Genomic DNA, 16227 nt, shown 5'->3' on the forward strand with positions numbered 1-16227 from the left:
GAAATATAAAAATAGAACTAATTAAACAAAATATATTCTAATTGTAATGCTCGATATAAACACTTAACTAGGCTGTAACCACAAGTGGGTGCTTGTCATGGTACGATTGGCTTGTCAATTTGGTTATGAGGAGGATTACATAGTGAAAAAATTATTTACTGCTATTATCGGAATGATTTTTTTTAGTATCTTTACAACCACTGTGTCAGCTGAAGAGTATGAGGTGAAAAAAGGAGATACACTTTGGGAAATAGCACAAACTTATAACACGTCTGTAAAAGTGTTAATGGATATAAATAAATTGAATTCCTCTTTGATAATTCCAGAACAAGTTTTAAAAATCGAGAGTGATATAGAAACATATGAAGTGCAAAAAGGTGACACCTTGAGTGGAATTAGTGATCGTTATGGTGAGGATGTAAGTACAAAGGAATTGATGGCTTGGAATGAACTATCTTCTGATTTGATATTAGTCGGTCAGCAGTTAGTTGTTAATGGACATGAAGTGAAAGGACAATTAGCAGTGAAATCATCAGATAATACGGAAAAGCAAGCTTCCGTTTCCATTGCTAGTCACAATGTAAGTGGTACTGAAAAGAAACAGAAACCAGAACAAGTGTCTAATAGCGAAGACCCAAAAGTGGAAGGGAAAACATTTTCTGTGGAAGCTACTGCTTATACAGCATATTGTTCAGGGTGTTCAGGCATCACTGCCACTGGTATGAATTTAAAAGCAAATCCAAATGCAAAAGTGATTGCTGTAGACCCTAATGTTATTCCACTCGGTACAGAAGTCTATGTGGAAGGTTATGGTCAAGCTATTGCTGCCGATACGGGTGGTGCTATTAAAGGCAACAAAATTGATGTCCATGTTCCCACGAAAGACGAAGCATATAGCTGGGGAAGAAAAAATGTAGAAGTGACAATTTTAGAAGAATAACCAATTAAAACCTAAATTAAAAGCATTACCAAATGTTCATGATACACACAAGAAGCGTTTGGTAATGCTTTTTGCTATTGTCTATTCCATTTATAAATAACGTTTCGCTTTTTGTGAATTGGCGAAATGCACTTTAGCACACGATGGTAGAACGCTTTCTCCTTTATAACGTATAACTTTTGCTATAGTTTGGTCCACTTTACTTGATGCCCCTTTTGGTAGTTCAATTTCCAGTTTGGCTGATAATTTATCCATTTCCTTGACAAAACTGGTTCTAGCTATAATAGAACCGGCAGCTACAGCAATCGAGTAGCTTTCCGCTTTCGTCATAAAGAAGGTTTTCTCAGGTAATTTCCTTTTTTCGGATGATAAATAATTAATGTACACGTTTGGTTCACAAAATTGGTCAATTAATATACCTTCATATTCTGATCCATCTATTTTTCGCTTTAAATGATTAATGGCAGAGTGGTGCAGCATTGCCTTCATCTTTCCTTGTGACCAGCCTTTTTTTTGCAACTTGTTATACTTTTCGTTATGTAGAATGACTAGAGAGTAAGGTATATTTAACTTTACAATCTCCTTTGACAAGTCTTTAATAACATCATCCGTTAAGTTTTTGGAGTCCCTAATTCCTAATTCTTTTAATTGTTTTATTTGCTGTTTTTCTACGTATACTGCACCAACCGTAATGGGTCCAAAATAATCACCAGTACCTGCTTCATCCGAACCGATATGACTGCCTGTAAATAAGGTTTTTGGTGGTGAATATAAATTAGACTTCTTTGGTGGTTTATTAGAATACGATCGTTTTGTAGAGTTATTTTCAATGATTTCGTTTTCCCATTTTCCTGCCTCTACTTCTGGTGAACTTCCTTGAAAGAGTACTTTTCCAGACGTATAGGATGTAATCACAGCATGTTGGGTCTTTGCACGAAAGATTGCTCCTTGAGGAGGGGAGGTAAGCGATTCTTGATAGTAAGTTTTCATTTTATGGATTGTTTGTAATGTATATTTATTGACAATTTGTCCCAAATTTTACTCTCCTTCTTGTACCAGTTTGAACAATAGTGTAATAATATTCATGTATGACCAATTCACATCATATATAAAACTATAGCAAATAGAGTGTGTTGTGAAAAGCCGAATCACTTCATTTTCGGTTGTTTTAAAGACCCGTTTTAAATACTTCTTTTTAAAAAACAAACTTCATGTTAATATAAAGTGTAGAATTCTTGAGCGGGGGGCTATTCACGTGACAGAAAAAAAGGAACGTGTATCCGTAGAAATACATAATCGATCATATACTGTTGTTCCAGATGATGAATCGGCAACACATGTTCGTTTGGTCGCCAGTTTAGTTGATCAAAAGATGAAAGAGATTCAACATTCTAATAGACATCTTGATACGGCAAGTCTTGCTGTATTGACGGCACTTAATACGATGAATGATTACTTGAAACTGAAAGAAGAATATGCTAGATTGCTAGGTTCAAAGAAAAGAAAAGAGGAAAATTAAGTATGTTTACTCTTATTTTAATGATGATTTTGATATTTGGATTTTTAATGGGCCTAAAACGTGGCTTTGTTTTGCAATTTTTGCATTTAATTGGATTTGTAGTAGCATTTATTGTTGCTGCTATGTATTATGACACTATTGGAAGTAGAATAGCGTTATGGGTTCCATATCCTGAATTACAGGATGATAGTATTTTGGCAAATTTCTTACAGACCTTACCTGTCGAGGGAGCCTTTTATAATGCTATTGCATTTGCACTCATATTCTTTGTTGTAAAAATCATATTGCAGATTATAGCATCTATGTTGGATTTTGTAGCTTCTATACCTATTCTCAATTCTGTTAATAAGTTGCTAGGTGCCATTCTTGGATTTTTAGAGGTTTATTTATTAGCATTTATTATTTTATACATATTAGCATTAACACCAGTAGGAACGGTTCAGGAATGGATAAATGGCTCATCTCTCGCTTTGTTTATTTTAGAACAAACCCCGTACTTTTCTGAAAAAGTCCTTGAATTATGGTTTTCCTACATTGGGGAGGAGCAAGGAAAATAACTTTACCTTTAGACTGATTCATCTTATTAGTGATACGATTGTATGTCATGTACAATAGTATTAAAATAAGGAATCAGTCTTTTTAGAGGTTGTTCAAAAAGTCGACTAAGTACCGTCACGTTCTGTGACGAACGTCGAAGTCACCAATCCTGTGGAAGCTCGCTGGCTTGCTTTTCCGCTCCTGGTGTTCTTCTTAGTGTACACCAACGTCTTCAAAGCTACGCCGCTTCGAACTTTCGACACACAGGACGTGCTAGTGTCGGCGTTGCAATAAATGGTTTTGGTAGTACAACTAATCGCAGTCCCAAGAAGTCGCGAACTTAGTTTGACCGGTCCTTTTTATTCTCCCTTTAAATTTGAATCATATGAAAGGTGAAAAAAATGTCAGTTAATAAAAAAGATGTTATTAAGTTATTGGAAAAAATAGCAGTTTTATTAGAGTTAAAAGGCGAAAATCCTTTTAAGATATCGGCATATCGAAAAGCAGCACAAGCGCTTGAACGCGATGAGCGATCATTAGGAGATATTGAGGATTTTACGAAAATAAAAGGAATTGGTAAGGGAACAAGTACCGTAATTGTAGAATATATAAAAACAGAACAGTCAGAAGTACTTCAAAAATTAGAGAAAGAAGTTCCAGAAGGTTTGGTTCCATTATTAAACTTACCGGGGCTTGGTGGTAAAAAATTAGCCAAGCTTTATCAGGAACTTGGAGTAACCGATGCAGACTCATTAAAATTAGCTTGCGAAAATGGAGATGTTGAAAGATTAGCAGGTTTTGGTAAAAAATCAGCAGAAAAGATTTTAGCGGCGATAGAAGAAGCGGGAAATAGACCAGAAAGATTACCAATTTCTAATGTCGTTCCAGTTGCTGAAAAAATTGAAGCCTACATCGAAAAAATGAGTGATGTAGAGACTTTCTCCCTAGCAGGAAGTTTACGGAGGATGAGGGAAACGATTAGAGATATTGATTTTATCATTGCAACACCTAATCCTAGTTCGGTTAGGGATCAATTACTACAAATTCCGAGCATAAAAGAGGTTATTGCTAAAGGAGAAACAAAGGTTTCTGTAACGATTGATGATATTTATGATATCAATGTCGATTTTCGAATGGTAAAGAAAGAAGAATTTCCTACAACATTACATCATTTTACCGGTTCAAAGGACCATAATGTAGCGATGAGACAGTTAGCTAAATCTCGCGGAGAGAAGATAAGTGAATATGGTGTTGAATTAGAAGAAACACAGGAAATTTTGACATTCTCGAGCGAGCAAGCATTTTTTAAACATTTTAATTTAACCTATATTCCACCAGAAGTAAGGGAAAATACTGGTGAAATAGAATCTTTCCGGGAAAATTATCCACTAATTAAGTTGGAAGATATCAAAGGTGATTTACATATGCACACGACTTTTAGTGATGGTGCTCAGTCTATAGAGGAAATGGTTAACCAAGTAAGAAAAAAAGGTTACTCCTATATAGCTATTACAGATCATTCAAAGTATTTACGTGTGGCAAATGGTTTAGATGAGACACGTTTACGGCAGCAACGAGAGGTTATCCATGAATTAAATGAGAAATATGAGGACATTCATATTTTTGCTGGCGTAGAAATGGATATTTTACCTGATGGAAGTCTTGATTTTTCTAATGAATTCTTGAAGGAAATGGATTTTGTGATTGGTGCAATTCACTCTAGTTTTAATCAAACGGAAGAGCAAATTATGAATCGTTTATTTAATGCATTAGAAAATCCATTCGTAAATATAATTGCTCATCCAACTGGGAGATTAATTGGAAAAAGAGATGGTTATAAGGTAGATGTTGAGAAATTGATTGACAAGGCAAAAGAAATGAATACAGCATTAGAAATTAATGCTAATCCTAATCGATTAGATTTATCTGCTGAATGGGCTAGAAAAGCTCAAGAAGCGGGAGTTAATTTGGCAATCAATACAGATGCACATAGTTATCAGATGCTAGAGCATATGAAATATGGAGTAGGAACAGCTAGACGGGGCTGGATTCGTAAGGATATGGTCTTGAATACGTGGGATAAGGATAAATTAATCGATTATTTTAATCAGAACAAATAGCTTTAAAAGGAGTAAGATGCATGAACGAACGGATTTTTCGTGTATTAGAATTTCAAAAAATAATTGAACAATTAATAAAACATGCAGCAACATCTATTGGTAAAGATTATGCTTCAAAATTAAGACCAGTATCAAATATTGATGACGTCGTACGATTACAAGATGAAACAGATGAAGCAGCACAAATTCTTCGGTTAAATAAGACGATTCCCTTTGGTGGGATAACAGATATACGTATGAGTCTGAAACGAAGTACAATTGGTGGTGTATTATCTCCAGAAGAATGCTTAAATGTTGCAGATACGATTTATGGTGGACGGCAAGTAAAAAGCTTCATTCAAAACTTAGAGGAGAACGTACCTATTTTAAAGGGGTTTGTTGAACGAATTACTCCTCTTAAAGAATTAGAAAGAAAGATTAAGAACTGTATTGATGATCACGGTCAAATGATGGATAGTGCGTCACAGGCACTACGGAGTATTCGTACATCCATTCGTACCTTTGAATCAAGGGTACGTGAAAAGTTGGAGGGTTATACAAGAACAAATAGTAAAATGCTATCCGATGTGATAGTAACGATTAGAAATGACCGTTATGTACTACCAGTTAAACAAGAATATCGTGGTTCCATCGGTGGCATTGTACATGACCAGTCATCGTCAGGACAAACATTATTTATGGAACCAAAAGCAGTAGTGGATTTAAATAATCAACTACAGGCTGCATATAGCAAAGAGAAACAGGAGATTGATCGGATTTTGAAGGAGCTTAGTGCTAAAATAGCGGAACATAATGAATTTTTATCTGAGAATGTTTCGGTTTTAGCGGAAATGGATTTTATTAATGCAAGGGCTTTGTTAGGGAGCCATATGAAAGCAGCTAAACCAAAGATGAATAATAAAGGCGTTATTAAAATGAAGCAAGCGAGGCATCCGCTAATTTCAATGGATGAAGTTGTTGCGAATGATGTGGAAATAGGTGATACCTACACAACAATTGTAATAACTGGACCCAATACTGGAGGAAAAACGGTAACATTAAAAATGGTCGGCTTATGTACGTTAATGGCCCAGGCTGGTTTACAGGTTCCGGCTTTAGATGGTTGTGAACTCGCTGTTTTTAAAGATGTATTTGCTGATATAGGTGACGAACAATCCATTGAGCAGAACTTAAGTACATTTTCTTCTCATATGACAAATATTGTTGAGATTATAAAGCATGTGGATCGTGACTCGTTAGTATTATTTGATGAATTAGGTTCAGGAACTGATCCGGGTGAAGGGGCTGCACTAGCTATGTCTATTTTAGATGAAGTCATTGCTAGAGATGCAAGAGTCATTGCAACGACCCATTACCCAGAGCTAAAGGCATATGGATATAATCGTGATAATGTGATTAATGCATCTGTTGAATTTAATGTGGAAACATTGCAGCCTACATACCGATTATTAATTGGCGTACCAGGAAGAAGCAATGCATTTGAAATATCAAGACGACTTGGATTAAATGAAGAAATAATAAACCGTGCAAAAGGTCTAATTGGAGTTGACTCTAAGAGTGTAGAAAATATGATTGCTTCTCTTGAAAAATCACAGCTGTCTGCTGAAAAGGATTATGAAAAAGCTCACGAAATTTTACTTGAAAGTGAACAGCTCCGAGACCAGTTAAATAGGGAATGGAATCAGTTCCAAAGTAAACGAGAAAAATTGTTTAAGAGAGCTGAGGAGAAAGCGGAAAAAGCAATTAAGCAAGCACAGGAAGAAGCGGAAATAATTGTAAAAGAAATTAGAAACATGAAATCCAATGTTGAGTTAAAAGAGCATGAATGGATTGAAGCCAAGAAAATGCTCGAGGATGCTACACCTAATTTAACAACGAAAAAACCAAAAAGTAAGACTGTGTCTAACGAAAGTAAAGAACTTCAACCTGGGGATGAAATTAAACTTCTGACTGTAAATCAAAAAGGTGAGGTATTGGATAAAGTAAGTGAAAATGAATATCTCGTGCAAGTAGGTATTATGAAAGTTAAGGTTAAGCGAAATGATTTACAGTTCCTAGGTAAACCAAAACAAACGTACGAGAAGCCAATTGCAACGATCAAAGGAAACAATTACCATGTGAAAACAGAACTTGATTTACGTGGTGAGCGTTATGAGGACGCATTGCTTAAATTAGAAAAATATATTGATGATAGTTTACTTGCAGGTTATCCAAGGGTATCGATTATTCATGGGAAAGGAACTGGTGCACTTCGTAAAGGTGTACAAGAGTTTGTCAAAAGCCATCCAGGTATTGCTAACTCAAGGCCAGGTTCAAGTGGAGAAGGAGGTAGTGGGGTAACAGTAATTGAGTTTAAGTAGAGGTAAATAATTTATTAAAATCACGCTCATTAATAGGGATGGGCGTGATTTTACCAAAAGAAATGATAAGGGGAAAGGTGGGTAGAAAAGGAATGGAACATTTTTGGGAAAACATTATGGTTATTACAGCGGCAAGGTACAGTGTGGTTGTTCTATGTACAGTTGTGTTCCTTGCAGTTTTTGAACTGGTAACTTCATATAAAAATTGGAAGGAAATTAAAAATGGAAATTTCTCCGTAGCTATGGCGACTGGTGGAAAGCTTTTTGGAATTGCAACTATTTTCCGTTATTCTATAGAACATAATGATACAATCCTCCAAAGTATTGGATGGGGAGCATTTGGATTTATTTTACTTTTATTTGGATATTTCATTTTTGAATTTTTAACACCCACCATTCGAGTCGATGAAGAGATTGGTAAAGGGAATCTTGCTGTTGGTTTCATCTCCATGATGATTTCCATCGGACTTGCTTTTGTAATTGGGGCAAGTATTTTATAGAGGAGGGGTAATATGGTGTTTGAAAGGCTAGCAAAAATTTTAATTGTTGTTGCTATAGTGTTTATTATTACCGGTATTTTTTACTTTTTATAATATTGTTTCAATAAAAAATAAAATAAAGTTTCTAAAAGCAGAAAATTATCGGTATAATGGTTATAAGTAAGAATTTAGGAGGAATGCAAATGGAAAGCAAGTGTTGGTATAATCATTATCCGAATGAAATCCCGACAAGTATTAGTTATGATGAGAAAGCTTTACATGCATTTCTAGAAGATACTGCAGATAAAAATGGTAACCGAGTTGCACTTCATTTTATGGGAAAAGAAATGAACTATGCTAATCTCTACTATCGATGTACACAAATAGCTCATTACCTACAATCACTTGGATTAAACAAGGGTGATAAGGTTGCTATTATGTTACCCAACTGCCCACAGGCTGTGATTGGTTATTATGGAGTGTTGATGGCTGGTGGAGTAGTAGTGCAAACCAATCCACTATACACAGAAAGAGAATTAGAATTTCAATTAATGGACTCAGAGTCAAAATTTATTATTTGCTTGGATATTCTCCTTCCAAAAGTAGCGAAAGCACGCGAAAAAACAGACCTCGAACACACAGTTGTTACAGGGATTAAAGATTATTTACCATTCCCTAAAAATATAATTTATCCATTTATTCAAAAGAGGGAATATAATATAGTTGTCAAACCTAAACAATCAGAGGGCATTCATATTTGGAAAAATATAATGGAAACTGCTACATCAGATTATTTGGAAGTGGATATTAATCCCAAGAAGGACTTAGCTCTACTTCAGTACACAGGAGGAACAACGGGAAATCCAAAGGGTGTAATGTTAACCCATTATAATTTAGTGGCAAATGTTCAAATGTGTGAGGCTTGGTTATACAAATTGAAGTCAAAATCTCAGACGGTTTTAGCAGTTTTACCATTTTTTCATGTATATGGTATGACAACAGTAATGAATTATTCAATTATGCAGGCTTCTAAAATGATTTTGATGCCTAAATTTAATTCTACTGATGTTTTGAAAACGATTTCAAAACAAAAACCTTCCCTTTTCCCAGGAGCACCGACAATTTATATCGGTTTGTTAAACCATCCAGAAATTCATAAGTATGACCTTTCATCTATAGAAGCGTGTATAAGCGGATCGGCTCCCCTCCCTTTAGAGGTTCAAGAGCAATTTGAGAAAATAACTAGAGGAAGATTAGTAGAGGGTTATGGACTTACAGAATCTTCACCAGTCACACATTCTAACTTTGTTTGGGGGAGAAGGATAAATGGATCAATTGGAGTTCCATGGCCTGATACGGATGCCAAAATTTTACGTTTACATTCAGATATGGAAGAAGCTGAAATTGGTGAGGTGGGAGAAATTGTTGTAAAAGGACCACAAATTATGCAGGGGTATTGGAAAAATCCTGTAGAAACAGAGAAAGTATTAAAGGATGGGTGGTTATTCACTGGTGACCTAGGTTACATGGATGAAGAAGGATATTTTTATATTGTTGACAGAAAAAAAGATATGATTATTGCGGGTGGGTTTAATGTATATCCAAGGGAAGTGGAAGAAATATTATACGAACATGAGGCAATCCAAGAAGCAGTCGTTGCAGGCATTCCTGATCCATACCGCGGTGAAACGGTGAAGGCCTACGTTGTACTAAAGCAAGGGTATTTTGTAACGGAAGCGGAGTTAAATTCATATGCAAGAAAAAATTTAGCCGCCTATAAAGTTCCTAGAGTTTACGATTTCCGTGATGAATTACCAAAGACTACGGTTGGAAAGATATTAAGAAGGAAATTAGTAGAGGAAGAGAAAGAAAAAATGTTATAACTTAGCCTTCTTTTTTTACTCTGTTTTTGGACTGGCATTAATTGACAATTATGATGTATATAGTTACTATGTTCATATGAATGACTATTCATTCATTTTACCATAGAATAAGGAGAAATAAGATATGAAGACAAATAAGCCGAAGTATCACCAAATAATTGATGCCGCAGTTGAGGTTATAGCTAAAAATGGTTTTCATGGTTCACAAGTATCTAAAATAGCAAAAGCAGCAGGTGTTGCTGATGGTACCATTTATTTATATTTTAAGAACAAAGAAGACATATTAGTGACAATGTTTAAGGAGAAGATGGGACAATTTATTGAAAAAATTGTAGATAATATTAGTCAAAAACAATGTGCAGATGAAAAATTATACAAGTTAATAGAGATGCATTTCTTACAACTGTCAGAAAACCATCATTTAGCAATTGTTACTCAATTGGAATTAAGACAGTCTAACTATGATTTACGGTTGGAAATAAATAAAGTCTTAAAACCTTATTTATTGGTTATAGATGACATTATCAAAGAAGGTATCGAAACTGGTATATTCCAAGAGAACTTGAAGATTCCGATGGTGAGACAGATGATTTTCGGTACGATAGATGAAATGGTAACTAATTGGGTGATGAAAGAGTGTAAATACGATTTGCTCGAGGATATCCCTGTTGTACATGAATTATTATTGGGAGGAATTTCAAAAGAAAAAAAATAGTTTAAATTTTTCCTTAATTATATTACAATAGAAGTGAGGGGGGGAGAAATTGGGACACATACAATTAGAAGTAGCAAAACATATCGCTTACTTAACGATTAAAAGTCCGCCAGCAAATGCATTGTCCAGTAATTTATTGGATGATTTAGAAAGCCAATTAAACACGATTGAAGAGGATGGTTCAATAAAGGTAATCGTTCTTCATGGAGAAGGGAAATTCTTTTCTGCGGGAGCGGATATAAAGGAGTTCACCTCTTTAAATGATCCATCGGCTTATAAGTTTGCTGAACGAGGACAGAAATTATTCGATAGGCTTGAAAATTCCTCTATACCTGTTATCGCCGCTATCCATGGTGCTGCACTCGGTGGAGGGCTAGAGCTCGCTATGGCATGCCATATGCGCATAGTTACGGAAACCGCAAAATTAGGTTTGCCAGAAATAACGCTTGGTATTATCCCTGGTTATGCTGGTACGCAGCGGCTTCCGAGATATGTAGGTACTTCAAAAGCATATGAAATGATATTGACTGGAAAACCTATTTCTGGTCAGGAAACCTTATCATTAGGTTTAGCAAATAAGGTTGTTAAAGAAGATGACTTAATGAAAGAGGTCAATGAACTGGCAAAATCAATTTCTTCAATGAGTAAACCATCAATTAACGAAATTATGCGTTTGTTGTCCTTTCAAAAGTCTGAACATTTTGAACAGAATGTTAATGAAGAAGCACTTTCGTTCCAAAGGGTTTTTGGAACAGAAGATGCGAAAGAAGGGATTCAAGCGTTTTTAGAAAAGCGTAAACCAAAATTTCAGGATAAATAATAAAAAATAGTGTGAATAACATATAATCGTTGTACAAGGAGGAAATCTAGATGAATATTTACGTACTATTAAAAAGAACTTTTGATACAGAAGAAAAAATTGCTGTATCAAATGGGACAATTGAAGAAGATGGTGCAGAATTCATTATTAATCCATATGATGAATATGCTGTGGAGGAAGCAATAAACCAACGTGATGAACATGGTGGAGAAGTAACCGTTGTCACTATTGGAGATGAAGAATCTGAAAAACAATTACGTACTGCTTTAGCAATGGGAGCTGACAAAGCAGTATTAATTAATACTGAAGAGGATCTTGAAGAAGGGGATCAATATACGACTGCCAAAATTTTAGAAGCATTCTTTGAGGACAAAGAACCAGATTTGATTCTTGCAGGTAATGTTGCTATCGATGAAGCTAGTGGACAAGTAGGACCAAGAGTTGCCGAACTTATAGATATACCTTACGTAACAACTATCACAGATTTATCTATTGATGGTGATAAGGTTAAAATTAATAAAGACGTTGAGGGTGATGTTGAAGTTATAGAAACATCTCTACCATTACTTGTTACGTGTCAACAAGGATTAAATGAACCACGGTATCCATCCCTTCCAGGTATTATGAAAGCAAAGAAAAAACCATTGGATGAAATCGAACTAGATGATTTAGATTTAGAAGAGGATGACGTTGAAGCGAAAACCAAAACAATTGATATCTTCTTACCTCCAGAAAAAGAGGCAGGAAAAATTTTAGAGGGAGAAATTAAGGAACAGGTTCAAGAATTAGTTGAATTACTAAAAAATGAGGCAAAAGTAGTTTAATAGGTGAAGAGAGAAAGGGGAGCGCAAAATGAGTGAAAAAATTTTAGTAATTGCAGAAGTAAAAGAAGGGGAACTGAGAAACGTATCTTTTGAGGCAATTGCTGCTGCCAAAGAAATAAACCAAGAAAGTGAAATTGTTGGAGTTGTATGTGCTGACGATGATCTAGAAAACTTAGCTCAAGAATTAATATATTATGGTGCTGATCGGGCGGTAACTGTAAAACATGATAATTTGAAGTCTTATACATCCGAAGGGTTTGGTCAAGCTGTATTAGCTGTAATCGACGAAGAGTCTCCAGATGCTATTGTGATGGGTCATACATCTATAGGTAAAGATTTAACTCCGAAACTAGCAAGTAAATTGGATACAGGATTAATCTCAGATGTTGTCGGTATTGATGTGGATGGAAGCCAAACTGTATATACAAGACCAATTTACTCTGGAAAAGCATTTGAAAAGAAAGTTGTCTCTAGTGGATTACCATTTGTTACTGTAAGGCCAAATAATATAGAAAAACTAGATCGTGATGCCTCTCGTTCAGGCGACATTCGTAATATTGATGTAGATATTAAAGATTTACGTACAGTAGTAAAAGAGGTCGTTCGTAAAGCTTCAGAAGGAGTAGACTTATCAGAAGCAAAAGTTATTGTTGCTGGTGGTCGTGGAGTGAAAAGTGAAGATGGGTTTAAACCATTGTATCAACTTGCTGATCTCCTAGGTGGAGCTGTTGGTGCTTCCCGTGGTGCATGTGATGCAGATTACTGTGATTACTCCTTACAAATCGGTCAAACAGGTAAAGTTGTTACACCGGACTTATATATTGCGGTTGGTATCTCTGGTGCCATTCAACACTTAGCTGGTATGTCAAACTCAAAAGTTATTGTCGCTATTAATAAGGACCCAGAGGCAAATATTTTTAACGTAGCTGATTATGGTATTGTTGGTGATTTATTTGAAGTAATACCATTATTAATTGAGGAATTCAAAAATGTAAAAGTAAGCTAATTTTTAAAGATAAAGAGTCTAGTCATTTTGATTAGGCTCTTTTCGTATACCTTTCATAGCGGATTCTTTATAAGTAACAGGAGTTAGAACCACTTTTTTTATGCTTGAATAAGCAAAGTATTAGGAAGAGAATACTAACGATGATATACTCTACCTAAGTGGTTAATGTAATGAAAGGGAGGAAATAAAATGGCAATAGAACATGTAACTGATCAAAATTTTGCTGAACAAACTTCTAAAGGGTTAGTTTTAGCTGATTTTTGGGCACCTTGGTGTGGACCTTGTAAAATGATTGCCCCAGTTTTAGAAGAAATTGATGGCGAAATGAACGAAAAAGTTCAGATTGTTAAATTAGATGTAGATGAAAACCAAGAAACAGCTAGTAAATTTGGTGTTATGAGTATTCCAACTTTACTTTTATTTAAAGATGGAAATGTCGTAGATCAAGTAGTTGGTTATCAACCAAAAGAAGCTCTAGTTGATTTAATTAATAAACATGCATAATTTTTAACCACATTTATCCCTTGTTGCTTAGGTAACAAGGGATTTTCTAAGAATTGAATGTATAAACATTGTCATTTATCCCTAATGTTAAATGTTCAAATTATAATAGATTGGCTAAACAGAAGGAATGGAATGAAGATGAATCGAAATATAAGTGAGAAATTAGCTGTTTTACCTGCCCAGCCAGGGTGTTACTTGATGAAGGATAGGCAGGGGACAGTTATTTATGTTGGAAAGTCAAAAACATTAAGAAACCGTGTCCGTTCTTATTTTACCGGTGCACATGACAAGAAAACACAGAGACTTGTACAGGAAATAGTAGACTTTGAATACGTTGTGACAACTTCTGAAATGGAAGCTTTAATCTTAGAAATGAACTTAATTAAAAAATATGATCCCAAATATAATGTGATGTTAAAGGATGATAAGTCATATCCGTATCTAAAGATTACTTCCGAAAGACATCCTCGATTATTGATAACTCGAAAGGTGAAGAAAGATAACGGAAAATATTTTGGGCCTTATCCCAACGTTCTTGCTGCTAGAGAAACGAAGAAATTGTTAGACCGTTTATATCCTCTTAAAAAATGTAAAAATCCTCCTGGAAGACCTTGTCTTTATTATCATATGGGTCAGTGTCTTGCATGTAGTAAAACCCCACCAACTTCAGAGGAATATCGTCAAATTGTACAAGAGATAACTTCTTTTTTGCATGGTGGATTTAAAGATATTAAAAATAACCTTACAGACAAAATGTTAGAAGCTAGTGAACAGTTGAATTTTGAACGGGCTAAAGAATTCCGTGATCAAATTCAACATATAGAATCGGTAATGGAGCGTCAGAAAATGACATTAAACGATCAAGTAGATCGTGATATATTTGGATATAGCTATGATAAAGGTTGGATGTGTATTCAAGTCTTCTTTGTGAGACAAGGAAAGTTAATGGAAAGAGATGTGTCGATTTTTCCATTTTTTGATTCCCCGGAGGATGCTTTTTTAAGCTTTATCGGTCGCTTTTATCTACACAAACAGCATATTAAACCTAAACAGATCCTTGTACCAATTGGAACAGATACAAATATATTAAGTGAACTTTTAGCAGTGGATGTTCATACACCTTTCAGAGGAAGAAAGAAAGAGTTAGTCGAATTGGCCATTAAAAATGCTAAAATTGCAATACAAGAGAAATTCACTTTAATTGAAAGAGATGAAGAACGAACCATAGTGGCTGTCGAAAAGCTTGGTGATATATTGAGTATTGAAACACCTCATCGAATTGAGGCTTTTGATAATTCGAATATACAGGGTACTGATCCTGTTTCTGCTATGGTTGTATTCATTGATGGTAGACCTAGTAAAAAAGATTACAGGAAATATAAGATAAAAGACGTAGAAGGTCCTGATGACTATGAAACAATGCGTGAAGTAATTCGTCGAAGATATACCAGAGTATTAAAGGAAGAACTACCTTTACCAGACTTAATAGTTGTTGATGGTGGAAAAGGACAGATGAATGCAGCATTAGATGTATTAGAAAATGAATTAGGATTGGATATTCCTTTAGGTGGATTAGCGAAAGATGATCGACACCACACGAGTGAACTTCTTTATGGAAATCCCCCAAGTATCGTTCCATTATCTAGAAAATCACAGGAATTTTATCTCGTTCAACGTATCCAGGATGAGGTACATCGGTTTGCTATTTCTTTCCATAGGCAATTACGTGGGAAAAATTTGTTTCAGTCTGAATTAGATAATATACCAGGTGTTGGCGAGAAACGTCGTAAACGATTACTTCAGCATTTTAAATCAGTTGATGAAATTAAAAGAGCGAATTTAGGTGATATTACTAAGCTAGGTATACCGAGCAATGTTGCCGAGGATATTATAGATTATTTAAATAGTAATAAAAAATAAAGCTGCGCTCAAATATTAAGCTGCAGCTTTATTTTATCTAATTAATTTGTAATAACGACAGTAAAGGTAATTACATGTATTTTTTTATTAATCTCTTCTTTACATTCACATTCTTTTCCTAATATTTGCTGAACTCCTTCTGCTAGAAAACCTGATTCTAGACGAAATTCAGTTTTAAATGGTGCCTGTAAGCGTAATACAACAGAATCTGCCATCAATTGGAATGTCAGTTCGTTTTTCTTTTCTTTTACCATCTCAAGCTTTCCCCAACCTAATTGGTCAATAATTGTAATAAGATCTTCAAATGAAGCCATTTTAAATTTTCTTGCAAGGTTCTTCCCCATAAAATATAGAATGGTATCCGATTCTACTCCAAGCATTTCAGGTAAGCTTATGTATCGTAAAATATCGTAACCGGCACCAGATGTATATAAGTTATTAAGCTGTGAAATCGTAAGTTGCTCCAACTTCTTTGACAATGGATGTCATCCTTTCTTCACCCGGTATATCTCCTATATAGGATTTCTTAAATAAGAATTAGAATACTGCGACTTAGATTCAATAACAAAGATTATTATCTATTTAATTTGATGATTTATC

General features: G+C 35.0%; 15 protein-coding genes. 13 read left to right on the forward strand and 2 right to left on the reverse strand.

Features of this window, described 5'->3' with window-relative positions:
• Window positions 1-142 precede the first annotated feature (142 nt).
• Window positions 143-940: a 3D domain-containing protein gene (locus CAO17_RS04895; protein WP_085991741.1), complete on the forward strand. Its 798-nt coding sequence runs from the start codon at window positions 143-145 to the stop codon at window positions 938-940.
• A 90-nt stretch (window positions 941-1030) separates the two neighbouring features.
• Here the strand turns inward: CAO17_RS04895 and rnhC are convergent, their stop codons facing one another.
• Window positions 1031-1975 carry a ribonuclease HIII gene (gene rnhC, locus CAO17_RS04900; protein WP_085991742.1) on the reverse strand — a complete coding sequence of 315 codons (945 nt, stop codon included), beginning with the start codon at window positions 1973-1975 and terminating at the stop codon, window positions 1031-1033.
• A gap of 220 nt (window positions 1976-2195) precedes the next feature.
• Between rnhC and zapA the strand changes: the two genes are divergently transcribed.
• The 12 genes from zapA to uvrC all read left to right on the forward strand — a co-directional run bounded on the left by zapA (window position 2196) and on the right by uvrC (window position 15627).
• Entirely contained in the window at window positions 2196-2459 is a 264-nt protein-coding gene (zapA, locus tag CAO17_RS04905) for a cell division protein ZapA (protein WP_085991743.1), read from the forward strand.
• 2 nt (window positions 2460-2461) lie between these two features.
• Window positions 2462-3016 carry a CvpA family protein gene (locus tag CAO17_RS04910; RefSeq protein ID WP_085991744.1) on the forward strand — a complete coding sequence of 185 codons (555 nt, stop codon included), beginning with the start codon at window positions 2462-2464 and terminating at the stop codon, window positions 3014-3016.
• A gap of 381 nt (window positions 3017-3397) precedes the next feature.
• Complete coding sequence (gene polX / locus CAO17_RS04915; RefSeq protein ID WP_085991745.1) at window positions 3398-5116, forward strand: DNA polymerase/3'-5' exonuclease PolX; 1719 nt, start codon at window positions 3398-3400, stop codon at window positions 5114-5116.
• A 20-nt stretch (window positions 5117-5136) separates the two neighbouring features.
• On the forward strand, window positions 5137-7476 hold the full coding sequence (locus tag CAO17_RS04920; RefSeq protein WP_085991746.1) for an endonuclease MutS2: 2340 nt from the start codon (window positions 5137-5139) through the stop codon (window positions 7474-7476).
• A 92-nt stretch (window positions 7477-7568) separates the two neighbouring features.
• Entirely contained in the window at window positions 7569-7976 is a 408-nt protein-coding gene (locus tag CAO17_RS04925) for a DUF350 domain-containing protein (RefSeq protein WP_085991747.1), read from the forward strand.
• A gap of 176 nt (window positions 7977-8152) precedes the next feature.
• Window positions 8153-9838 (forward strand): AMP-binding protein, encoded by a 1686-nt coding sequence (locus CAO17_RS04930; RefSeq protein WP_085991748.1) that lies wholly within the window; start codon window positions 8153-8155, stop codon window positions 9836-9838.
• A gap of 124 nt (window positions 9839-9962) precedes the next feature.
• A complete protein-coding gene (locus CAO17_RS04935; RefSeq protein ID WP_085991749.1) occupies window positions 9963-10553 on the forward strand; it encodes a fatty acid metabolism transcriptional regulator FadR in 591 nt (196 codons plus the stop codon).
• Window positions 10554-10602: 49 nt separating this feature from the next.
• Complete coding sequence (locus CAO17_RS04940) at window positions 10603-11373, forward strand: enoyl-CoA hydratase (RefSeq protein ID WP_085991750.1); 771 nt, start codon at window positions 10603-10605, stop codon at window positions 11371-11373.
• A gap of 50 nt (window positions 11374-11423) precedes the next feature.
• Entirely contained in the window at window positions 11424-12197 is a 774-nt protein-coding gene (locus CAO17_RS04945; RefSeq protein ID WP_085991751.1) for an electron transfer flavoprotein subunit beta/FixA family protein, read from the forward strand.
• A 28-nt stretch (window positions 12198-12225) separates the two neighbouring features.
• A complete protein-coding gene (locus CAO17_RS04950; protein WP_085991752.1) occupies window positions 12226-13203 on the forward strand; it encodes an electron transfer flavoprotein subunit alpha/FixB family protein in 978 nt (325 codons plus the stop codon).
• Window positions 13204-13392: 189 nt separating this feature from the next.
• On the forward strand, window positions 13393-13707 hold the full coding sequence (gene trxA, locus CAO17_RS04955; protein ID WP_085991753.1) for a thioredoxin: 315 nt from the start codon (window positions 13393-13395) through the stop codon (window positions 13705-13707).
• A gap of 138 nt (window positions 13708-13845) precedes the next feature.
• Window positions 13846-15627, forward strand: coding sequence for an excinuclease ABC subunit UvrC (uvrC, locus tag CAO17_RS04960; RefSeq protein ID WP_085994409.1), 1782 nt, complete (start codon window positions 13846-13848; stop codon window positions 15625-15627).
• Window positions 15628-15668: 41 nt separating this feature from the next.
• Here uvrC and CAO17_RS04965 read toward each other — a convergent pair whose 3' ends face one another.
• Window positions 15669-16106 carry a YslB family protein gene (locus tag CAO17_RS04965; RefSeq protein WP_085991754.1) on the reverse strand — a complete coding sequence of 146 codons (438 nt, stop codon included), beginning with the start codon at window positions 16104-16106 and terminating at the stop codon, window positions 15669-15671.
• Between the last annotated feature and the right edge of the window lie 121 nt (window positions 16107-16227).

The organism is Oceanobacillus senegalensis (assembly GCF_900176885.1).
In the GTDB taxonomy this organism is placed as follows: Bacteria; Bacillota; Bacilli; order Bacillales; family Amphibacillaceae; genus Oceanobacillus; species Oceanobacillus senegalensis.